The organism is Massilia horti, from assembly GCF_004614195.1.
Taxonomy (GTDB): Bacteria; Pseudomonadota; Gammaproteobacteria; order Burkholderiales; family Burkholderiaceae_D; genus Telluria; species Telluria horti.
In genome coordinates, this window is record NZ_SPUM01000141.1 from 24859 (window position 1) to 46006 (window position 21148).

Below are 21148 nucleotides of genomic sequence, written 5' to 3' on the forward strand. Positions count from 1 at the left end.
ACACGTCGTTCCCGCACAGGCGGGAACCCATAGGCCGCGTGAATAGATGCTCACTATGGGTCCCCGCCTACGCGGGGACGACGGTTTTTGGGCTAACTATTGTTGTGATTCAGTCAGCCGCGCGCTGGTCCGCGTGTTTGTACTCACTGTACTTGCGCGCATCGCCGCGCACCAGCGCGGCCGGGTACTTGGCGCGGTTGATGACCATCTTTTCCTCGACAGCGCTCATCAGGTCGATGTCCAGCTTGTCCGCGATGCGCACCAGGTACACCATCACATCGGCGATCTCGTGACGCACCTGGCGCAGCTTGTCCTCGCCCAGTTCGTCGCGGCGGCCGTTCTGCAGCCACTGGAAATGCTCCAGCAGCTCGGCCGCCTCGACCGACAGCGCCGCGGCCAGGTTCTTGGGCGTGTGGAACTGGTCCCAGTCGCGCTCGTCGACGAACTCGCGCACCAGGTCGCGCAGCCGCGCCAGCTCGCCTTGCCCGTCACCGTTCACCGTTGCGCTCCCGCTTCCAGGTAGCGCTGCAGGATCACCTCGAGCTTGGGCGCGATCTCTTCATGGCTGCTGACGGTAATGCCCAGGTCGCGCAACAGGCCGTCGTGCACGCCGTAGACCCAGCTGTGGATGGTCAGCGGCTGGCCGCGTTCCCAGGCGTCGCGCACGACCGTCGTCTGCGCCACGTTGATCACCTGCTCGGCCACGTTCAGCTCGACCAGGCGGTTGGCGGCGGCCGCGCCGCTCACGTTGCCCAGGTATTTCTCGTGCTTGTCGTGCACGTCGCGCACGTGGCGCAGCCAGTTGTCGGCCAGGCCCACTCTGGTGTTATTCAACGCGGCAGACACGCCCGAGCAGCCGTAGTGGCCGCACAGGATGATGTGCTTGACCTTGAGCACGTCAATCGCGAACTGCAGCACGGTCAGGCAGTTCAGGTCCGAATGCACCACCACGTTGGCGATGTTGCGGTGGACGAACAGTTCGCCCGGCGCCATGCCCACCAGTTCGTTGGCCGGCACGCGGCTGTCCGAGCAGCCGATCCACAGGTACTCGGGCGCCTGCTGCGAAGCCAGGTCCTTGAAGAAGTCCGGGTCCTGGTCGATCATCAACGCTGCCCACTTGCGGTTGCGTTCAAAGAGGTCTTCGGCGGTGAGGCCGGTGGGGGTTTGAGCCATGTGATTCCCGTTTGGTTAGTGCTGGCAGGGTGCGCTCATACCTTTCCTGCCCCCGTGCGTGGCCAACACTGTTCATGCGTCACGCGTGCGCACGGGTGCGCACCCTACGAAAAACCGCCGAGGGCCGGGGCGCTCAGCGGTTGCTTTGGATTGCTTACTCGAAGAAGTCCTTGACCTTGTCCATCCAGCCCTTGCTCTGCGGGCTGTGCTTGGAACCGCCCTCTTTGGTCAGGCGGTCGAATTCGCGTAGCAGGTCCTTCTGCTTGTCGGTCAGCTTGACCGGCGTTTCCACCACCACGTGGCAGAACAGGTCGCCCGCGTAGCCGGAGCGCACGCCCTTGATGCCCTTGCCCTTCAGGCGGAAGGTCTTGCCAGTCTGGGTGCCTTCCGGCACCGTGAACGATACCTTGCCCGACAGGGTCGGCACCTCGATCTCGCCGCCCAGCGCCGCCTTGGAAAACGAGATCGGCATTTCGCAATGCAGGTCGTCGCCTTCGCGCTGGAACACCGGGTGCGGCTTGATGTGGATCTCCACGTACAGGTCGCCCGGCGGCCCGCCGTTGGTGCCCGGCTCGCCGTTGCCGGTCGAGCGGATGCGCATGCCGTTGTCGATACCGGCCGGGATCTTCACTTCCAGCGTCTTGTTGCGCTTGATGCGTCCGGCGCCGCCGCAGGCCGCGCACGGTTCCGGAATGACCTTGCCGCTGCCGTGGCACTTGGGGCAGGTCTGCTGGATGGAAAAGAAACCCTGCTGCATGCGTACCTGGCCGTGACCGTGGCAGGTCGAGCAGGTGACCGGCGCGGTGCCGGGCTTGGCGCCGCTGCCGTGGCAGGTGTCGCACTTGTCCCAGCTGGGCACGCGGATGGTGGTGTCAAAGCCGTTGGCGGCTTGCTCCAGCGTGATCTCCAGGTTGTAGCGCAGGTCGGCGCCGCGGTACACCTGCGGGCCGCCGCTGCTGCGCCGGCCGCCGCCGAAGATGTCCCCGAAGATGTCGCCGAACGCGTCGCCGAAACCGCCGGCGCCGAATCCGCCGCCAAAGCCGCCGCCGCCCATGTTGGGGTCGACGCCGGCGTGCCCGTATCGGTCATAGGCCTCGCGCTTCTCCGGATTGGTCAGCATCTCGTAGGCTTCTTTGACCTCCTTGAACTTCTCCTCCGCTTCCTTGTTATCCGGATTGCGGTCAGGATGGTATTTCATCGCGAGCTTGCGATAAGCCTTCTTGATGTCCTCTTCCGAGGCATTTTTCGCGACCCCGAGGATCTCGTAAAAATCACGCTTTGCCATTTGTCGGCACCTTGCTGTTTATTTAAAACTGTCTGTGCAAAAAGAACCGAGCCGGAGAACCATTTCCTGGTCACATCGGCTCGGCTGGTTCCGCGATTTTACAGCTTACTTCGCGTCTTTGACTTCCTTGAATTCGGCGTCGACGACGTCATCCTGCTTGGCGCCTGCCGACGACTCGCCCGCGCCAGCCTCGGCCGCGCCGGCCGCACCGGCCTGTGCTCCGGCCGCCTGCATGTCGGCGTACATCTTCTCGCCCAGCTTCTGGGCCGCCGTCGACAGCGCCGCCACCTTGGCGTCGATCTCGGCCTTGTCGCCGCTCTTGAGCACGCCTTCCAGCTCGCCGATCGCCGCTTCGATCTTTTCCTTCTCGCCGCCATCGAGCTTGTCGCCGTATTCCGTCAGCGACTTGCGGGTCGAATGCACCAGCGCGTCGCCGTGGTTGCGCGCCTCGGCCAGCTCCTTGAGGCGCTTGTCGTCGGCCGCGTTCAGTTCGGCGTCCTTCACCATCTTCTGGATTTCCGCCTCGGACAGACCCGAGTTGGCCTTGATGGTGATCTTGTTCTCCTTGCCGGTGGCCTTGTCCTTGGCCGACACGTGCAGGATGCCGTTGGCGTCGATGTCGAAGGTCACTTCGATCTGCGGGGTGCCGCGCGGTGCCGGCGGGATGCCTTCGAGGTTGAACTCGCCCAGCGTCTTGTTGGCCTGCGCCATTTCGCGCTCGCCCTGGTAGACCTTGATGGTCACGGCCGGCTGGTTGTCGTCCGCGGTCGAGAACACCTGCGAGAACTTGGTCGGGATCGTGGTGTTCTTGTGGATCATCTTGGTCATCACGCCGCCCAGGGTCTCGATGCCCAGCGACAGCGGGGTCACGTCCAGCAGCAGCAGGTCCTTGCGCTCGCCGGTCAGCACCGAACCCTGGATCGCGGCGCCCACGGCCACCGCCTCGTCCGGGTTGACGTCCTTGCGCGGCTCCTTGCCGAAGTACTCCTTGACCTTCTCCTGCACCTTCGGCATGCGGGTCATGCCGCCGACCAGGATGATGTCGTCGATGTCCGACACCTTGATGCCGGCGTCCTTGATCGCGGTGCGGCACGGCTCGATGGTGCGCTCGACCAGTTCCTCCACCAGCGCTTCCAGCTTGGCGCGGGTGATCTTCATGGTCAGGTGCGCAGGCGCGCCGTTGGCCATGGCGATGTACGGCTCGTTGATTTCGGTCTGCTGCGACGACGACAGTTCGATCTTGGCGCGCTCGGCCGAGGCCTTGATGCGCTGCAGGGCGATCGGGTCCTTCTTCAGGTCGATGCCGGAGGTCTTCTTGAACTCGTCGATGATGTAGTCGATCACGCGCTGGTCGAAGTCTTCGCCGCCCAGGAAGGTGTCGCCGTTGGTCGACAGCACCTCGAACTGCTTCTCGCCTTCGACGTCGGCGATCTCGATGATCGAGACGTCGAACGTGCCGCCGCCCAGGTCATACACGGCGATCTTGCGGTCGCCCTTGTCGGTCTTGTCCAGGCCGAAAGCCAGCGCGGCCGCGGTCGGCTCGTTGATGATGCGCTTGACGTCCAGGCCGGCGATGCGGCCGGCGTCCTTGGTGGCCTGGCGCTGCGAGTCGTTGAAGTAGGCCGGCACCGTGATCACGGCTTCGGTCACTTCCTCGCCCAGGTAGTCCTCGGCGGTCTTCTTCATCTTGCGCAGCGTTTCTGCCGAGATCTGCGGCGGCGCCAGCTTCTTGTCGCGCACGCCGATCCAGGCGTCGCCGTTGTCGGCCTTGATGATCTCGTAAGGCATCAGGGCGATGTCCTTCTGCACTTCCTTCTCATCGAACTTGCGGCCGATCAGGCGCTTGACGGCAAACAGCGTGTTCTTGGGGTTGGTGACCGCCTGGCGCTTGGCCGGCGCGCCGACCAGAATCTCGCCGTCATCCTGATACGCAATGATCGACGGCGTGGTGCGTGCGCCCTCGGCGTTCTCGATCACCTTTGGCTGACCGTTTTCCACGATCGCGACGCAGGAGTTGGTGGTCCCCAGGTCGATACCGATAATTCTGCCCATGATTTTTTCCCTTTTTGTACTGAAGTGTTTTTGATTGGTTCTAATATGAGGAAAAACTGCGTGCTTTCAAGAGTTTCGGCTCACCGGAAAGCGGGCCTGCCTTGCGTTGCAGCAGATCATTCTGTTTATTTGGGTTGCGCTGCAGTCACAATGGCCGGACGCAGCAGGCGATCGGCGATCATGTAGCCTTTTTGCAACACACTGACGACAGTGTTCGGCTCCTGGTCCGACGGCACCACGGCGATCGCCTGGTGCTTCATCGGGTCCAGCTTGTCCCCCGGCTGGGGCAGGATTTCGATCAGGCGGTTCTTCTCGAACGCGGAGGCCAATTGCTTGAGCGTCATTTCGACGCCTTCCTTGATCGATTCCACGGTCGGCGACTCGACCTTCAGGGCCATCTCGAGGCTGTCGCGCACCGGCACCATCGCCTCGGCGAAGCTTTCGATGGCGAACTTGTGCGCCTTGCTCACATCCTCCTGCGCGCGGCGGCGGATATTCTCGGTCTCGGCCTTGGCGCGCATGAATGCGTCATGCACCTCAGCCAGCTTGGCTTCAGTCGCGCTCAGCTGCTCTTCCAGGCCGGGCTCGCTTGGCGCAGCCTGCTCCGGCTGCTGATTGACCGCGTCCTGGCCCTCGGGCTGATTGGACACCTCTTGGTTTTCTTGGTCTTGCATCGAAAAACTCCTAAGAATCAAGGACTTGACGGATTAACTGACTTGTCCGGATTGCTACATAGCACCCAACATGGGGCGCACTCCTCCATTTTCAAGAGGTATTGCTAAACTGCCATGCAGAAAAAGCAAACGGCCAAGCCAAGCAAAAATATCAACATTTCGTTACAACATTTACCCGCCAGCGAATACTTTCCTTCATTGATAGTTTTATTATTTGTTAAATCCTGCCGCTGACGGCAGGTGCGGGAGAACCCATGAAACTTCAACTGATCAGCGGTGTGGTGGTGGCCTATGCCATCGCGGCCTTGGCGTGGATATGCTACGCCGGCGTTGGCACCTCTCCGTAAAACATAACATTTTAGCAGGGACGGTGCCGCCGCCTTGAGGGGCCGCCTTGAGCGGATATTACGCGGCCGCTCCCTGACGCAGCGCCTGCTCGCGACCCAGCTGGGCATCGCGCCGCTCCGCTTCCCGCCCCGCCGGGCTCATCATCGTCGGCCAGCCGATCAGGTGCTGCTCCGCAATCTCCGCCAGTCCCGCGATCCAGGCCGGCGATTCATTCAGGCACGGGATGTAATGGAAATCCTGGCCGCCCGCCGCCTCGAACTCGTGCTTGACCTCCATCCCGATTTCCTCCAGCGTTTCCAGGCAGTCGCCGATAAAGCCGGGGCAGATCACGTCCACCCGGCGCGTGCCGGCGCGCGCCAGTTCCGCCACGGTAGGCGCGGTGTAAGGCTGCAGCCACTCGGCGCGGCCAAAGCGGGACTGGAAGGTGACCACGTAATCGTCGGGCGCCAGGCCTAGCCGGCGCGCCAGCAGGCGCGCGGTCTTGTGGCATTCGCAGTGGTAAGGGTCGCCCAGCAGCAGGGTCCGCTTGGGTACGCCATGAAAGCTCATCACCAGCTTGTCGCCGCGGCCATGCGCGTCCCAGTAGGCCAGCACGCTGTCGCGCAGCGCGTCGAGGTAGCCGTCATGGTCGTGGTAGTGCTTCACCAGCCGCAGCTCGGGCACATTGCGAATCTGGCGGTAGTGGCCGAACACCGCATCCCAGATCGAGCCGGTGGTGGTTCCGGAATACTGCGGGTAGGCGGGCAGCAGCGCAATGCGGTCCACGCCATCAAGCTTGAGCTGGTCCAGCACCTCGGGCAACGCCGGCGCGCCGTAGCGCATCGCCATTACCACCCGCACCCCGTCGTGGCCACGCTCCTGGAGCAGCGTCTGCAGCAGCGCCGCCTGCTTCTCGGTGTGCACCTTGAGCGGCGAACCCTCGCGGGTCCAGATCTTCCGGTATTTGGCTGCCGATTTGCCTGAGCGAAATGGCAGGATGAACAGGTGCAAGATGAGCGACCACAGGCGCGGCGGAATCTCCACCACCCGCGGATCGGATAGGAATTCCTTCAGATAACGGCGCACCGCGGAGCGGGTCGGGGCATCGGGCGTGCCGAGGTTGACCAGGACGATCGCGGTGTGCGGCACGGCACCATGGGTGTGCTGCGGTTCTGTTTTAAACGGCATGAGCGGGGCGGATGGAAGGATTGACCGACTATTATAAGTTGTACATCGCCAGCTCCGGAACCTCTCGCAAGCGCTGCGAATCTACGTTCTTCCGATCCCGTTGTGGATTGGCAGCACAGTGGAGGCGGAGATGATCTTGTTGACAGGGGCGACCGGCACGATCGGCAGGGCCGCCATGCACGCGCTGCACACGGCGGGCGTGCCGTTCAAGGTGGCGGTGCGCTCCGGCTCGCGCGCCGCGGTCAAGGCGGAGACGGTGCGCTTCGACTGGGACGACTTGTCCAGCTACCAGAGGGCAATGGAAGGCGTGGAACACCTGTTCCTGCTCACCCCCAACAGCGAGCGCCAGGTGGGCTACGTGCTGCAGGCGATCGCCACGGCCAAGCGCGCGGGGGTCAAACACATCGTGCGCCTGTCGGTGATGGGGGCCGATGCCGATCCGGGCATCATCCTGGAACGCCAGCATTTTGCCGCCGAACGGGAAGTGAAGGCCAGCGGCATTGCCTGGACCATCCTGCGGCCGACCTTTTTCATGGATAACCTGATCAATTACTACGGCGTGGTGCCGACGCGCGACAGCACGGTATACCTGCCCAACGGCGACGGCAAGGCCGCGTGGGCCGACCCGGCCGATATCGGCGAGGTGGTGGCCAAGGTGCTGACGCACGACGGCTACGCGGGCAAGGTCTACGAGCTCACCGGCCCCGATCCGCTGAGCACGGCTGAAGCGCTGCAGGTCATGAGCGAGGAACTCGGCCACAAGTACACCTACGTCAACGTGACGGAGGAGGCGGCGAGAAAGGCGCAGGAAGACAGCGGGATGCCGGCATGGCTGGTCGACGCGCTCATGGAACTGCACTCGCTGGTGCGCCTGCACCACGCGTCCACGCTGGCCGACGGCGTGCAGCAGGTGCTGGGGCGGCCGCCGCACGCGCTGCGCGAATGGGCGGCCCGTCTGCGGCTGCAGACGGCGGGGTCGGCCTGATCACCGGCGCATCCGAATTTCGTAGGGTGCGCAACTGTGCGCACGCGGTACGGGTGTGTAGTGGTGGCCGCGCCGCGAGCCCGCAAGCGTTGACCGCGTGCGCACAGGTGCGCACCCTACGCCACTGCGCCTGCAAACGGCCGGGCCTGACTGATCACCGTAGGGTGCGCACCAGTGCGCACGCGGTACGGGTGCGCAGTGGTGGCCGCGCCGCGAGCCCGCAAACGGTGACCGCGTGCGCACAGGTCCTCGGCGGCCCCGCGCCCCCTACGCCTCAGGTCAACCGTTACGACGCCAGCAATTCCCGCGCGTGCTTACGCGTGGTTTCGGTGATCTCGATGCCGCCCAGCATACGCGCCACTTCCTCCACCCGTGACTGGCTGTCGAGCACTTCGATGCGCGAGGCCGTCTTGCCCGCCTCGGTGGTGCCCTTGGCCACCTGGAAGTGCTGGTTGGCCTGGCTCGCCACCTGCGGCAGGTGGGTCACGCACAGCACCTGGCGGCTTTGTCCAAGACGTTTGAGCAGGCGCCCCACCACCTCGGCCACGCCGCCGCCGATGCCGGTGTCGACCTCGTCGAAAATCAGGGTCGGCGTGGTGGTCGCGTCGGACGTGATGACGGAAATGGCCAGCGCGATGCGCGCCAGTTCGCCGCCCGACGCCACCCTGGCCAGCGGCCGCGGCGCAACACCGGCGTGGCCAGCGACCATGAACTCGACCTGCTCGAGCCCGTGCGCACCCGGTTCGCAAGCGTTGAGGGCGACCACGAAGCTGCCGCCGCTCATCGACAATTCCTGCATCGCGGCCGTCACCTGGCTGCTCAGAAGGCTGGCCGCCTGCGTGCGGGTGCGCGAAAGCTGTTCGGCCGCGCCCATGTACGCCGCCTGCGCCTGTTCTTCCTGCTTGCGCAGGCCGTCGATGTCGGTCGCGTCGGCCAACTGCCGCAGCTTGCCGGACAGCGTCGCGTGTTCTTCCGGCAGCGCTTCCGGCGCCACGCGGAACTTGCGCGCGGTGGTGTGGAGCGCGTCCAGCCGTGCCTCGACCTGCTGCAGCCGGTCGGGATCGAGCTCGACCTTGTCCAGATAATTGTTCAGCGCATACACTGCTTCCTGCAGCTGGATGCGGGCCGGCTCAAGGCAGTCGAGCACCCCCTGCAGCCCCGCGTCGACGTCGGCCAGCTTGGACAGCTTCTGGTTCAGCGACGACAGCTGCGACAGGATCGGATGATCCGACTCCGAGATGACAGCCAGCGCTTCCTGCGCCCCTTCGAGCAGGCTGGCCGCATGCGACAGGCGGCTGTGCTCGTTGGTGATCTCGGCCCATTCGCCCGGCTTGGCGGCCAGCTTGTCCAGCTCCCCCACCTGCCACTCGAGCCGCTCGCGTTCGAGCAGCACGTTCTTGGCATTGGTTTCGTATTCCTCGCGCTGGCGCGACAACGCGCGCCACGCCTTGTACGCATTGGCCACCGCTTGGACCTCGCCGCGCGCGGCCGGGTTGCGCACCGCGACCTGGTTGTCGAGCAAAGCGCGCTGTGCGTCAAGCTTGAGCAGCGACTGGTGCGCGTGCTGGCCGTGGATATCGACCAGCAGGTCGCCCAGCTCGCGCAGCTGGGCGGCGGTGGCGGCGATGCCGTTGATGTAGGCCTTGGAGCGGCCGGCGTTGTCGATCACGCGGCGCAGCAGCGCCCCGCCCTCCTCGACCGCGAACTCGTGCTGCGCCAGCCAGTTGCCGGCCGCCTCGTTCACCGCGAAGTCGGCGCTGATGTCGGCCTTGGCTGCGCCCTCGCGCACCATGCTGGCCTCGCCCCGCCCGCCCAGCGCCAACTGCAGCGCATCGATCAGGATCGACTTGCCGGCGCCGGTCTCGCCGGTGAAAACGGAAAAACCGCTGGAGAATTCAAGTTCGATCGAATCGACGATGACGAAGTCGCGGATGGTGAGTGTGCGCAGCATGAAAAACCTGGTCTCCTGTGTGTCGTTTCTTATCTTGCGGCTTAGAGGTTGGGCGGCTTATTCGTTCCAGTGCAGCTTTTCGCGCAGCGTGTGGTAATAGCTCCAGCCTTCCGGATGCAGGAAGGTGATGCTGTGCGGCGCGCGCGCGATCACGATTTTGTCGCCGTGCTGCAGGCTGGCGAAGGTCTGCATGTCGAAGTTGACCGAGATGTCGCGCCCGCCGACGATCTCGACCACGATCTCGCTGGAGTCGGGCACCACGATCGGGCGGTTCGACAGCGCGTGCGGCGCGATCGGCACCAGCGATATGCCGGCCAGCGTCGGGTGCAGCAGCGGCCCGCCGGCCGACAGCGCGTAGGCGGTCGAGCCGGTCGGCGTGGCCACGATCAGCCCGTCCGAACGCTGGTTGTACATGAACTGCCCGTCGACCGTGACCTTCAGCTCGGCCATGCCGGCGCCGGTGCCGCGCGCGACCACCACGTCGTTGACCGCGACGGCGCAAAAGATCTCCTCGCCGGCGCGCAGCACCCGCCCCTGGAGCAGCGTGCGCTTTTCGGCACTGGCCTGGCCCTCGAGAATCTCGCCCAGCGCCGGCACCATGCGCTCGATCGGGATATCGGTCATGAAGCCCAGGCGGCCCTGGTTAATACCGATCAGCGGCACCTCGTACCTGGCCAGCTGGCGCGCGATGCCGAGCATGGTGCCGTCGCCGCCGACCACCACCGCCGCGCTTGCGCGCTCGCCGATTTCAGTGACCGTCATCGCGTCGATGCCGGGCAGGCGCACGTGGGCCGCGGTCTCGGCCTCGAACACAACGCGGTAGCCGGCGTGCTGCAGGAACTGGACGATGTTGGTGACCGGGCCTTCGATGCCGGCCGTGTTGTGCCGCACGACCAGCGCGATGATTTTTTGCGGTTCAGGCGTAGCGGACATAGGATTGGTGCGCGGACGGTGACGGAACACGCGGAGATTAACCGATAATTCCTGCTTCTGCTACAAGGCCGCCCAGCAAATACTGTACAAACACACAGTATAGCGGCGGCGGCCGGGCGATCGCAAGTTCAGACCAGGATAGCCATCAGCAGCGCGGCCACGAGCGCCATCCCGATGCTAATGCCGTGCAGCGCCATCAGCACGATCCAGCGCAGCGCGGTCATGCGCCGGCTGCCGCCGTAGACCCGGCGCATGGCGGCCGGCAGGTAGAACACCAGCCACAATCCCAGCAGTCCGTGCACGTAAGGGATGAAGGATGGCGTCACCAGCAGCAGGGTCAGCATCAGGAACGCGAACGCGTTGGTGTGCAGCGCGAACAGCAGGTGCTCGCCATAGCGCCGGCCCGAGCCGAGGTAGAGCAGCTTCAGATAGGCGGCAAACAGCGGCATCATGCAGAACACCGCGTACGGCGCGTAGCCGAAGAAGGCCGCCACCAGCTGGTGCTGCTGCTCTTTGTCGGACAGGTCGGTGAACTTGGTCGCCTTTTCGGCCAGCTTGGGATGGACCTTCGCCAGCAGGTTGCGAAATTCGCCGTCCGTGCGGCCGTCAGCTTCGCGCGACTTGTCATCCGCCTGGGCGTGGATCTCGGCGCGCAGCTTGGCGCTTTCGTGCCCGGCCTGGTCATTGCCGTGGCCGTTGCCGCTTAACTTGAACAGCACGAAGAAGATCAGGCTGAAAGTCAGGTACAGCCGCAGCGGCAGCACATAGCGCGCGCGCCGGCCCTGCAGGTACTCGAGCGTCAGCCGCCCGGGACGAAACAACAGCAGCGCCAGCGACTTCCACAGCTTGCCTTCGAGCGCGACGTAGTGGCCCACGAACTCGTGCAGGAACTCGCCGGCCGATGGCACGTGCAGCTTGGTCTCCTGTCCGCACTGGTGGCAAAAGTGGCCGCTCACCGCCGACTCGCAGTTCGGGCACTGGCTGACCGGCTCGTGAAGAATGACTTCGGAATTCAAGGCTGCGTCCCTGTTTGATAACTTGAAGACAGCATGTTAACCAGTTAATTGCAAATTTGCATCATCCAATTGCGCGACTTGCTTGCTCCCGAACGCTTAGGATTCATGCAACTGCAGACGTGAAGGAGAGTTGCCATGGCGACCGACAGCAAAGACCGCTCCATCAATACCGCCAGCCCGGAGCACTACCCGGACAAACTCCAGCCGAACGAACGCGACGAGTCGCCCGATGAGCACGACCAGCGGCCGCGCGGCATCATCAAGCAGGCTGCCGAGGACCTGGCCCAGGGCCTGGTCGACACCGACATGCGCGGCGGCGACACGGGGCTGGAAGAGGTGGTGCAGCCGGCGCCGGGAGCGACCGGCCAGGCCAACCCGCAGCCGGACCGCGCGCATGACATGCACGATCGCGGCTCGAGCGGGAAGAAACAATGAAGCGCCGGGCGGCGATACAGTGACAAAACTTACGCGGAGGACAGCATGATCAAACGCACAGGAAGCGCCGTCTGGAATGGCGGCCTGAAGGATGGCAAGGGCACCGTCTCGACCCACAGCGGGGTCCTGCAAGACGCGCAATACGGCTTTTCCAGCCGGTTCGAAAGCGGCGCCGGCACCAATCCCGAAGAGCTGATTGCGGCGGCGCATGCCGGCTGCTTCTCGATGGCGCTGTCGGCGCAGCTTGGCGCGGCCGGGCTGACTCCGAGCCGCATCGCCACCACCGCGACTGTTTCGCTGGACAAGGTTGGTGAGGGCTTTGCGATCCCGGCCGTGCATCTGGACGTGGTCGCCAACATTCCCGGCGCCGACCAGTCGGCGTTCGAGACGGCGGCCCAGGCGGCCAAGCAGAACTGCCCGGTGTCGAAACTGCTCAATGCCCAGATCACGATGAATGCGCGGCTGGAGTCGTAGCTGGGGCACGGCAGCACGGCGAATAGGAGGCGTAGGGTGCGCACCTGTGCGCACGCGGTTCGCGAACGTGGCGCAGTGGAATCACGGCCGCAAGTCTGCACGCGATGACCGCATGCGCACAGGTGCGCACCCTACGACGATTCCCCATGCGCATCGGCAAAGATCGCCCCGCGCGCATACAATCGCCTTTTCACTTTCATTATCAAGGACCACGAATGCGCATTCTGCACACCATGCTGCGGGTCGGCGACCTGCAGCGCTCGATCGACTTCTACACCAAAGTACTCGGCATGAAGCTGCTGCGCACCAGCGACAACCCCGAGTACAAATACACGCTGGCCTTCGTGGGCTACGGCAACAACCCCGACCACGCGGAGCTGGAACTGACCTACAACTACGGCGTGGAGCAGTACGAGATCGGCACGGCCTATGGCCACCTCGCGATTTCGGCCGAGGACATCTACGAGGTGTGCGAGCAAGTGCGTGCCAAGGGCGGCAACATCACGCGCGAACCAGGCCCGGTCAAGGGCGGCACCACCGTGATCGCCTTCATCACCGATCCGGACGGCTACAAGGTCGAGCTGATCCAGCGGAAAGACAACCAGGGCGGCGCGGGACTTACGAGCTGACAGCAAACGGCCCGGCGCAATTGCGGACCGGGCCGTTTTGTCGCCTCGCTGTCACCGCATCACGGCGTCCGCGGCAGTGACGGCAAAGCCGCGCGCAGGGCGCGCAAGAACTCGATGACGGTCTGCTCGTTGTTAATCGACGTCAAGCCGGTGTAGTCGCCGATCTTCTTGGCGTCGTGCGGGCCGTTGAGCTGGTTGAGCCCGCTTCCCGCGACATTGAGCTGCCCCTGCTGGAAGACGATCTGCTTAGCCTGGGTCACTTGGATCACGCGCTGATTGAACTGGTCGCTGATCAGGGTATCCCCGTTCGTCAGCCGCACCGCGCGCGTCGGCAAGGGTTTCGGATTGCTGCCCGGCTGCATGTTGGTCACATATTCCCAAACAATCTGGTCATTCGGATTGAGCTCGACCACGCGATTGTTATTGGAATCGGTCACCAGCGTATCGCCATTGGGCAGACGGCTGGCAAAAGCGACGCCATTGAGCGTGCCGCCGGCGGTGAATTGCTTGACGATCGTATTTTCCAGGGTGACCTCGATCGCGCGGTTATTGCCCTTGTCTGCAATCAGGATATTCCCGTTGTCCAGCAATTGCGCGCTGTTCGGCGTATTGAGCTGGTTCGGCCCGTTTCCTTTGGCCCCGGTGGTACCGTACTGGAAGACCAGGCGGCGGTCACGGTCCACGATGATCACGCGCTGGTTGCCCTGGTCGGTGATCAGGAAATGCGGACCGACACGGCGCTGGAAGCCGAAGAAGGCCGAAGCCTGCACCGGAGTGTTGAGCTCGTTGAAGCCGCTGCCGGCGACGCCGGCCTTGCCGTATTGCCAGAGGATGCGACCGTTCCAGTCGACGACGAACACGCGGTTGTCCAGGCAGCCGGTGGCCGGGGTCGAACAGCCGGGCAGCGGCGGCGAAGCAGCGGGGATGCCGGTACCGGTGATCAGGGTCAAGGGCCCGACGGCCTCGGCATCGTTGGCGCCGACCACCGTGTCCGGCCCGGCTTTGTCGGACCCCGTCCCGAACTGCCAGACAATCTGGTGGGTATTCGGGTTGATCTCGATGACGCGGTTATTAAACTGGTCCGCGATCAAGATATTACCCGGATGGTGGACGACCCAGTTCCGGGCCATTGCGTTGCCGGTGCCAAGGGCAAGCGAGATAAAAAATACCGCTCCGGCAAGCGACGACGAAACCTGCAAGCGGCGTTTCAACACTTCGGAATGACCAGCCATGGCATACTCCTTCTTTCGCTACAGGGACAAATAAAACCGCGGTTCGGCTCTGTTTTGAAAAGACAAACAGCGCCCCCCACCAATCGCGCGTCTTGCGGGAAAGATGGATTTCGAACTGCGGAGTGTGCGGAATTTGATCGAGGCTGACTTCGGAAGTTCGGAGCGTGGGCCAATTGCGGCAGTGTCCGACAAGCGCAACGCCCGCACAAACAAAAACGGCGCCGCGGCGCCGTTTTTGTCTTGAAACGAAAGGGCTGTCGTTATTTCTGCAGCAGGTTATTCACCGGCACCAGGTCTTCTTCACGCAGCGCGCCGGCGGCGGACTTGAGCTTGAGGCCGTTGACGATCGTCTGGTAGCGCGCCAGCGCCAGTTGGGTGCGGGTCGAGTACAGCTGGCGCTGGGCGTTGAGCACGTCGATGTTGATGCGCACGCCGACCTGGTAACCCAGCTTGTTCGATTCCAGCGCCGACTGGCTCGACACCTCGGCCGCCTCCAGTGCCTTCACCTGCGCCATTCCGCTGTTCACGCCCAGGAAGGCCTGGCGCGCGTTCAGGGCCGCGCTGCGGCGGTTGGCCTCCAGGTCGTTGCGCGCCTTGTCTTCCAGCGAGATCGCCTCGCGCACGCGGCTGGTCACGCCAAAGCCGCTAAACAGCGGCACGCTCCACTGCACGCCGATCGCATTGTTCTTGACCGTGCCCGGCGAATTGGTATCGCCGTCGAGCTTGGTGTGCCGGGAACTGGCGACCAGGTCCAGCGTCGGGTAGTGACCGGCGCGCTGCTTCGAAATCTCGCGCTTGGCCACTTCCAGGTTCAGCGTTGACGCCACCACGCCGTAATTCTGGTTCTCCGCGGCCGAGGTCCAGTTGTCGATCGCCATCGGCTGCGGCGCGCTCAACGTGACGCCCGGCTTGAGCGGGGCCAGGTTGTCCGGCGCCTTGCCGATGATCGCCTGCAGTGCGGCGCGCTTGACGTCCAGGTCATTGACGGCAGCGAACTCGCGCGACACCACCAGGTCGTAGGCCGCCTGCGCCTCGTGGGTGTCGGTGATGGTCTGGGTGCCGACCTCGAAGTTGCGCTTGGCCGATGCCAGCTGCTCGGTCACCGCGGCCTTCTCGGCGCGCGTCGATTCCAGCGTGTCCTGCGCGGCCAGCACATCAAAGTAAGCCTGCGCGACGCGCGTGATCAGGTCCTGCTGCGCCTGGGCGAAGCTTGCCTCGGCAATCGACTGCTGCAGCTTGCTTTGCTGGTAGGTCTCCCAGCGATCCCAGCGGTACAGCGGCTGTGACAGCGAGACCGTGAATTCATTGGAACGGGTGTCGCCGCGGCTTTCCTGCACCTTCACCGGGACGCCGTTGATCACAACCGTTTCCCCGACGTTCGCCGGCAGGTTGTTGAAATGGTTCTTGACGACGGAGCCGCTGACGAGGGCCGATGGCAGCAACAGTGAACGCCCCTGGGTCGACTTTTCCCGGCCAGCCTCGACGGCGGCGCGCGCGCTCGCAAAGACCGCGTCGTTCGCCAGCGCCTGCTGGTACACCTGGATCAGGTCAGCGGCGCCTGCATTGAGCGAAACAAACGCGCTGGCCAGCAGCACGGCGATTAGGGGTTTCTGCATTGCTTTCTCCATCGGAGTCCTCGAAAGTTATGGAAACAGGTCAATACTTCGGCATCGAAGGCTCGACCTGCACGGCCCAGGCGTGTATTCCGCCCGTCAAATTGGTAATCCTGCTAAATCCGTTCCGCTCCAGGAAGGCCGCGACCTGCATGCTGCGTGCACCGTGGTGGCAGATGCAGACGATGTCCTGGTCGTCATCCAGTTCGCCGCAGCGAATCGGCACCAGGTGCATCGGCATCAGGGTTGCCCCCTCGATGTGGCAGGTCTCGTATTCCCAGTTTTCGCGCACGTCCAGGAGCAGCGGGCGCGGACGCGCCGGGTCGGCCAGCCAGGCCGCCAACTCGAGCGCGGTAATGTGTTCCATATCTGGTCCCGTTAAAACGCAAAGTGCGACGGTTCCGGCGCGCCGGTCAGGCGCTTGAGGTTGGTCTCGAACACCTTGACCGTTTCGTACGCCGTCTCGTCCACGCGGGTGATGATGTTGCACGACATGACCGGCGGTTCGCCCACGATCGCGGCCACGCGCCCGCCCACGTTCAGCTCCTTCAGGAAGGCTTCCGGCAGCAGCGCCAGCGAGCCCGAGATCACGATCACATCGTACGGCGCGCCCTTGGCCCAGCCTTGGGCGCCGTTGCCCAGTTCCACGGTCACGTTGGTGATCCCGGCCTTGGCCAGGTTCCGTTCGCTCAGTTCCTTCAGTTCCGGCGAGATCTCGACCGCGGTCACATGGCGGCCCTTGTATGCCAGCAGCGCGGCCAGATAACCCGAACCGCTGCCCACCAGCAGCACATTATCTTGCTTCTTCAGCATGATCTCTTGCAGCAGGCGCGCCTCGATCTTGGGCGCGAGCATCGACTCACCGCCCGGCAGCGGGATTTCAACGTCGGCGAAAGCCAGGGTCTGGTAGGCTTCCGGCACGAACTGTTCGCGCTTGACCACGTGCAGCAGTTCCAGCACGTCCGGGTCCAGCACGTTCCACGGGCGGATCTGCTGTTCGATCATATTGAAGCGGGCTTGTTCGATATTCATCTCAATACTCGGGGTGAAAAAATAAATAATCCGATATTTTATCGTTGAACGGCCTCAGGAGCACATATTAACGAGATGACAGCAGACTTCGTCGGAAATTGCGACAGTCTGCAGTTTGGAGGGAATGAACGCCTGAAATTCAGGCGCTGACGTGTGCGGGGGCTCAGGCGGACGAGGTGCGGTGCGGGTTATCGGCCGGCAGCAGGCCGCGCAGGGTGAGGTCGAGAAAGGTGTCGAGGAAGACCATCGGGTCCAGTTCCGAGCCATTGCAGGGCGCGACCGAATGCCTCCAGGTGACGAGCATGAGCATCGGCGCGATGATGACCTGGGTGACCATATTGACGTCGACCGGGCGGAACTCGCCGGATGCGACGGCCCGTTCCAGCATGCTCGAAATCATTTTGGTGCCGCGGTCAATCACTTCTTCCCGGTAAAACTGCGCCAGCTCAGGAAAGTTACCGGCCTCGGCCATGACAAGCTTGATGATGCCCGACGCCTTGGTCGCGCCGAGCCTCTGCCACCAGCCGTGGATCAGGATGCGCAGCAGGTCGGCGCTGTGGCCGTCGAAGCCGGCGATCGAATCCTCGGCTTCGCCGAGCGCGCGCACGATGCTGTTGCGCACCACCGCCTTGAACAGTTCTTCCTTGTTCTCGTAATACAGGTACAGCGTGCCTTTCGAGACGCCGGCGCGGCGCGCCACGTCTTCCAGCCGGGTCGAGGCGAAGCCGCGTTCGACGAACAGGTCGACTGCGGCAGCCAGCAGCTCCTCGGGACGCGCATCCTTGCGGCGCTCCCAGCGGGGCTTGGTGTCAAGGGAACCTTCCATTGCTTCTGTTCGACAACTTATAAAGGATTCATCGAATATAGACCCGGGTCAGGGGGCAGTCAAGCGCGGGGGACGCCCATTCCCATGCCACGACGCTTGGGTCATGCCCCGGCGGGGATACCGGCCACCTATAATATGGACAACATGCGGCGAAACTTACAAGGAGTGGCATGGATTTGACGAACCATTGCCAGTTGAGCAAAAAATGAAATGCCGCGACAACTGCGGCGCGTGCTGCATCGCGCCGTCAATCAGCAGCCCCATTCCCGGAATGCCGGACGGGAAACCAGCGGGCGTCAGATGTGTGCAGCTTGACGAGTTCGAGCGGTGCAAGATTTTTGGTCATCCTGACCGGCCGGCGGTCTGCTCGTCGCTCCAACCTGCGGAGGAGTTTTGTGGTGAGAGCCGCGAACAAGCGATGCGTTGGCTTGGGCATGTCGAAGCCATCACCAGGCCGGACAACTGCTAGGCTGACCGCCTGATTACAAAATGTACCGACGGTTGAGCGCCGCCACCGCGCGCCGGCGCGCTCATGGTAAGCTTCCGGCCGCGTCGCTTTCCTTCCGTGCTCGCATTCCCCAATCATTCCACATCAACAAGACATGGACATCATTCTCGCGTTCAAAGCGCTCATCATGGGCCTGGTCGAGGGCTTTACCGAATTCCTCCCGATTTCGTCGACCGGCCACCTGATCCTGGCCGGCAGCCTGCTCAACTTCACGACCGAAAAGGCGAAGGTCTTTGATATCGCGATCCAGGCCGGGGCGATCCTGGCCGTGATGTGGGAATACCGGGCGCGTATCGGCGCCGTGCTGGGGGGGCTGGCCAGCGACGCGCGCCAGCAGAAGTTCGCGCTCAACCTGGTGGTCGCCTTCCTGCCGGCCGCCGTGCTCGGCCTGCTGTTTAACAAGGCGATCAAGGCCCACCTGTTCGCCCCGGTGCCGGTGGCGCTCGCCTTCATCGTCGGCGCGCTGGTGATCCTGTGGGCCGAGCGCCGCCACAAGACCATCCCGGCCGCCACCCGCATCGAAACCGTCGACGACATGACCGTGATCGACGCGCTCAAGGTCGGCTGCGCCCAGGCGTTCGCGCTGATCCCAGGCACCAGCCGCTCGGGCGCGACCATCATCGGCGGCATGCTGTTCGGCCTGTCGCGCAAGGCGGCCACCGAATTCTCGTTCTTCCTCGCGATCCCGACCCTGCTGGCAGCTACCTTCTACTCCGTGCTCAAGGAGCGCGCCATGCTCTCGAGCGCCGACCTGCCGCTCTTTGGCATCGGCGGCGTGGCCGCCTTCGTCTCCGCCTTCCTGTGCGTGCGCTGGCTGCTGCGCTACATCAGCACCCATGACTTCACCGCGTTCGCCTGGTACCGGATCGCGTTCGGCCTGATGATCCTGGCCACCGGCTATTTCGAGTGGATCGTCTGGGCGGAGTAAGGCAATGACAAGCGACATCGGCTCAGGCGCGCTGCACCTGCTGCAGACGGTATTCGGCTACCCGGCGTTTCGCGGGCAGCAGGCCGACATCGTCGGGCACGTGGCAAGCGGCGGCGACGCGCTGGTGCTGATGCCCACCGGCGGCGGCAAGTCGCTGTGCTACCAGATCCCGGCGCTGCTGCGCGACGGCGTCGGCGTCGTGATCTCGCCGCTGATCGCGCTGATGCAGGACCAGGTCGACGCGCTGGCCGAAGTGGGCGTGCGCGCGGCCTTCCTCAATTCGACCCAGAGTTTTGATGAGACCCTGCGCGTCGAGCGCCAGGTGCGCACCGGTGAACTGGACCTGGTGTACGTGGCGCCCGAGCGCCTGATGACGCCGCGCTGCCTGGAGCTGTTCGAGGCCTCGAATATCGCCCTGTTTGCGATCGACGAGGCGCACTGCGTCTCGCAATGGGGCCACGACTTCCGGCCCGAATACATCCGGCTGTCGATCCTGCACGAGCGCTTCCCGCAGGTGCCGCGCATCGCGCTGACCGCCACCGCGGACCGCATGACGCGCGCCGAGATCGCGCACCGGCTGCAGCTGGAGGACGCGCGCCAGTTCGTCTCGTCGTTCGACCGCCCCAACATCCGCTACTCGATTGTTGAAAAAACCAACGGCCGCAAGCAGCTGCTGGACTTCATCACCACCGAGCATTCCGGCGACTCGGGCATCGTGTACTGCCTGTCGCGCAAAAAGGTCGAGGAAACCGCCGAGTTCCTGAACGAGAGCGGAATCAAGGCCCTGCCCTACCACGCCGGCATGGAGCATGCGAAGCGCGCCGCCAACCAGGCGCGTTTTCTGCGCGAAGAGAACATCGTAATGGTGGCGACGATCGCGTTCGGCATGGGCATCGACAAACCGGACGTGCGCTTCGTGTGCCACCTTGATCTGCCCAAGAGCATCGAGGGCTACTACCAGGAGACCGGACGCGCCGGGCGTGACGGCATGCCGGCCAGCGCCTGGATGGCATACGGCCTGCAGGACGTGGTGCTGCAGCGGCGCATGATCGACGAATCCGAAGCCGACGAAAACTTCAAGCGCGTGCTGTCGACCAAGCTCGATGCGATGCTCGGCCTGTGCGAGACCCTGTCATGCCGGCGCATGCGCCTGCTCGAATACTTCGGCGAAGGCTCCAGCCCGTGCGGCAACTGCGACACCTGCCTGGTCCCGCCGGTCTCGTTCGACGGCACGGTGCCGATGCAAAAGCTGCTGTCGACGATCTATCGAGTTGGCCAGCGCTTCGCGGCCGGACACGTGATCGACGTGCTGCGCGGTGCGGAATCGGAACGGATCATGCAGTGGCACCACGACAAGCTGTCAGTGTACGGCGTGGGCAGCGACCGCAGCGAACAGGAATGGCGCGCTATCCTGCGCCAGGCGATCGCGCTCGGCTTCGTCACGGTCGACCACGAAGCCTTCAGCTCGCTCAAGCTCACCGAACTGGCGCGCGCGGTGCTCAAGGGTGAGCAGAAAGTACAGCTACGGCAGTACCAGAAACCGGTCAAGCCAAAGCGCGTCAGCAGTCCGCGCGGGTACGAGGAGACGGAGCTGTCCAAGTCCGAGCAGGCGATCTTCGACAAGCTGCGCTGGTGGCGCGTCGAGACCGCGCGCGCCCACGGCGTGCCGGCCTATGTCGTGTTCCAGGACGCGACGCTGCGCGAAATCGCCAAGGTCAAGCCGACCTCGCTCGACCAGCTGCGCGGCGTATCGGGCGTGGGGGAGAAGAAGCTCACCTCGTACGGCGACGAGATCGTCGAGATCATTGGCGAGATGATGTAGCGGATGGTTTGCAGGTAGTCCGTAGCCATCGCAGGTCGTAGGGTGCGCACCTGTGCGCACGCGGT

21 protein-coding genes are annotated in these 21148 nt (G+C 64.0%); 7 read left to right on the plus strand and 14 right to left on the minus strand.

Going from position 1 to position 21148, the window contains the following annotated elements; translation table 11 throughout:
* Positions 1 to 109 precede the first annotated feature (109 nt).
* From E4O92_RS22165 to hemH, 6 genes are all read right to left on the minus strand, one after another.
* On the minus strand, positions 110 to 499 hold the full coding sequence (locus E4O92_RS22165) for a nucleotide pyrophosphohydrolase (RefSeq protein ID WP_135090755.1): 390 nt from the start codon (positions 497 to 499) through the stop codon (positions 110 to 112).
* On the minus strand, positions 496 to 1173 hold the full coding sequence (can, locus tag E4O92_RS22170; protein WP_135090756.1) for a carbonate dehydratase: 678 nt from the start codon (positions 1171 to 1173) through the stop codon (positions 496 to 498). The genes E4O92_RS22165 and can overlap by 4 nt, the downstream gene beginning before the upstream one ends.
* A gap of 154 nt (positions 1174 to 1327) precedes the next feature.
* Complete coding sequence (gene dnaJ / locus E4O92_RS22175) at positions 1328 to 2458, minus strand: molecular chaperone DnaJ (RefSeq protein WP_135191839.1); 1131 nt, start codon at positions 2456 to 2458, stop codon at positions 1328 to 1330.
* 105 nt (positions 2459 to 2563) lie between these two features.
* Entirely contained in the window at positions 2564 to 4510 is a 1947-nt protein-coding gene (dnaK, locus tag E4O92_RS22180) for a molecular chaperone DnaK (protein WP_135191838.1), read from the minus strand.
* A gap of 125 nt (positions 4511 to 4635) precedes the next feature.
* Positions 4636 to 5184 carry a nucleotide exchange factor GrpE gene (grpE, locus tag E4O92_RS22185; protein WP_135191837.1) on the minus strand — a complete coding sequence of 183 codons (549 nt, stop codon included), beginning with the start codon at positions 5182 to 5184 and terminating at the stop codon, positions 4636 to 4638.
* A 405-nt stretch (positions 5185 to 5589) separates the two neighbouring features.
* A complete protein-coding gene (gene hemH, locus E4O92_RS22190; RefSeq protein WP_135191836.1) occupies positions 5590 to 6699 on the minus strand; it encodes a ferrochelatase in 1110 nt (369 codons plus the stop codon).
* Between the two features lie 130 nt (positions 6700 to 6829).
* On the opposite strand from hemH, the gene E4O92_RS22195 reads away from it, so the two are divergent.
* Positions 6830 to 7684 carry an SDR family oxidoreductase gene (locus tag E4O92_RS22195; protein ID WP_135191835.1) on the plus strand — a complete coding sequence of 285 codons (855 nt, stop codon included), beginning with the start codon at positions 6830 to 6832 and terminating at the stop codon, positions 7682 to 7684.
* Positions 7685 to 7970: 286 nt separating this feature from the next.
* On the opposite strand, the gene recN is transcribed toward E4O92_RS22195, so the two are convergent.
* The 3 genes from recN to E4O92_RS22210 form a co-directional block, all read right to left on the minus strand.
* Complete coding sequence (gene recN / locus E4O92_RS22200; protein ID WP_135191834.1) at positions 7971 to 9635, minus strand: DNA repair protein RecN; 1665 nt, start codon at positions 9633 to 9635, stop codon at positions 7971 to 7973.
* Positions 9636 to 9692: 57 nt separating this feature from the next.
* Positions 9693 to 10568, minus strand: a complete 876-nt coding sequence (locus tag E4O92_RS22205; protein WP_135191833.1) for an NAD kinase — start codon at positions 10566 to 10568, stop codon at positions 9693 to 9695.
* A gap of 128 nt (positions 10569 to 10696) precedes the next feature.
* Positions 10697 to 11584: a DUF3667 domain-containing protein gene (locus E4O92_RS22210; protein WP_135191832.1), complete on the minus strand. Its 888-nt coding sequence runs from the start codon at positions 11582 to 11584 to the stop codon at positions 10697 to 10699.
* A 135-nt stretch (positions 11585 to 11719) separates the two neighbouring features.
* On the opposite strand from E4O92_RS22210, the gene E4O92_RS22215 reads away from it, so the two are divergent.
* From E4O92_RS22215 to gloA, 3 genes are all read left to right on the plus strand, one after another.
* Positions 11720 to 12019 (plus strand): hypothetical protein, encoded by a 300-nt coding sequence (locus E4O92_RS22215; protein WP_135191831.1) that lies wholly within the window; start codon positions 11720 to 11722, stop codon positions 12017 to 12019.
* Positions 12020 to 12067: 48 nt separating this feature from the next.
* A complete protein-coding gene (locus E4O92_RS22220) occupies positions 12068 to 12493 on the plus strand; it encodes an OsmC family protein (protein WP_167759862.1) in 426 nt (141 codons plus the stop codon).
* A 215-nt stretch (positions 12494 to 12708) separates the two neighbouring features.
* Positions 12709 to 13122 (plus strand): lactoylglutathione lyase, encoded by a 414-nt coding sequence (gloA, locus tag E4O92_RS22225; RefSeq protein WP_135191829.1) that lies wholly within the window; start codon positions 12709 to 12711, stop codon positions 13120 to 13122.
* A 59-nt stretch (positions 13123 to 13181) separates the two neighbouring features.
* On the opposite strand, the gene E4O92_RS22230 is transcribed toward gloA, so the two are convergent.
* From E4O92_RS22230 to E4O92_RS22250, 5 genes are all read right to left on the minus strand, one after another.
* On the minus strand, positions 13182 to 14354 hold the full coding sequence (locus E4O92_RS22230; protein WP_135191828.1) for an NHL repeat-containing protein: 1173 nt from the start codon (positions 14352 to 14354) through the stop codon (positions 13182 to 13184).
* Positions 14355 to 14614: 260 nt separating this feature from the next.
* Positions 14615 to 15970, minus strand: coding sequence for a TolC family outer membrane protein (locus tag E4O92_RS22235; protein WP_135191827.1), 1356 nt, complete (start codon positions 15968 to 15970; stop codon positions 14615 to 14617).
* A 40-nt stretch (positions 15971 to 16010) separates the two neighbouring features.
* The gene (locus tag E4O92_RS22240; protein ID WP_135191826.1) at positions 16011 to 16334 is read right to left on the minus strand and encodes a rhodanese-like domain-containing protein; all 324 of its coding nucleotides are present in this window, start codon (positions 16332 to 16334) and stop codon (positions 16011 to 16013) included.
* An 11-nt stretch (positions 16335 to 16345) separates the two neighbouring features.
* On the minus strand, positions 16346 to 16999 hold the full coding sequence (locus E4O92_RS22245) for a protein-L-isoaspartate O-methyltransferase family protein (protein ID WP_135191825.1): 654 nt from the start codon (positions 16997 to 16999) through the stop codon (positions 16346 to 16348).
* 163 nt (positions 17000 to 17162) lie between these two features.
* A complete protein-coding gene (locus E4O92_RS22250; protein ID WP_135191824.1) occupies positions 17163 to 17825 on the minus strand; it encodes a TetR/AcrR family transcriptional regulator in 663 nt (220 codons plus the stop codon).
* 205 nt (positions 17826 to 18030) lie between these two features.
* Here E4O92_RS22250 and E4O92_RS22255 point away from each other — a divergent pair, with 205 nt between their 5' ends.
* From E4O92_RS22255 to recQ, 3 genes are all read left to right on the plus strand, one after another.
* Positions 18031 to 18294 (plus strand): YkgJ family cysteine cluster protein, encoded by a 264-nt coding sequence (locus tag E4O92_RS22255; RefSeq protein WP_135191823.1) that lies wholly within the window; start codon positions 18031 to 18033, stop codon positions 18292 to 18294.
* A 133-nt stretch (positions 18295 to 18427) separates the two neighbouring features.
* Positions 18428 to 19261: an undecaprenyl-diphosphate phosphatase gene (locus E4O92_RS22260; RefSeq protein ID WP_135191822.1), complete on the plus strand. Its 834-nt coding sequence runs from the start codon at positions 18428 to 18430 to the stop codon at positions 19259 to 19261.
* Positions 19262 to 19265: 4 nt separating this feature from the next.
* A complete protein-coding gene (recQ, locus tag E4O92_RS22265) occupies positions 19266 to 21083 on the plus strand; it encodes a DNA helicase RecQ (RefSeq protein ID WP_135191821.1) in 1818 nt (605 codons plus the stop codon).
* The last annotated feature ends 65 nt before the right edge of the window (positions 21084 to 21148 follow it).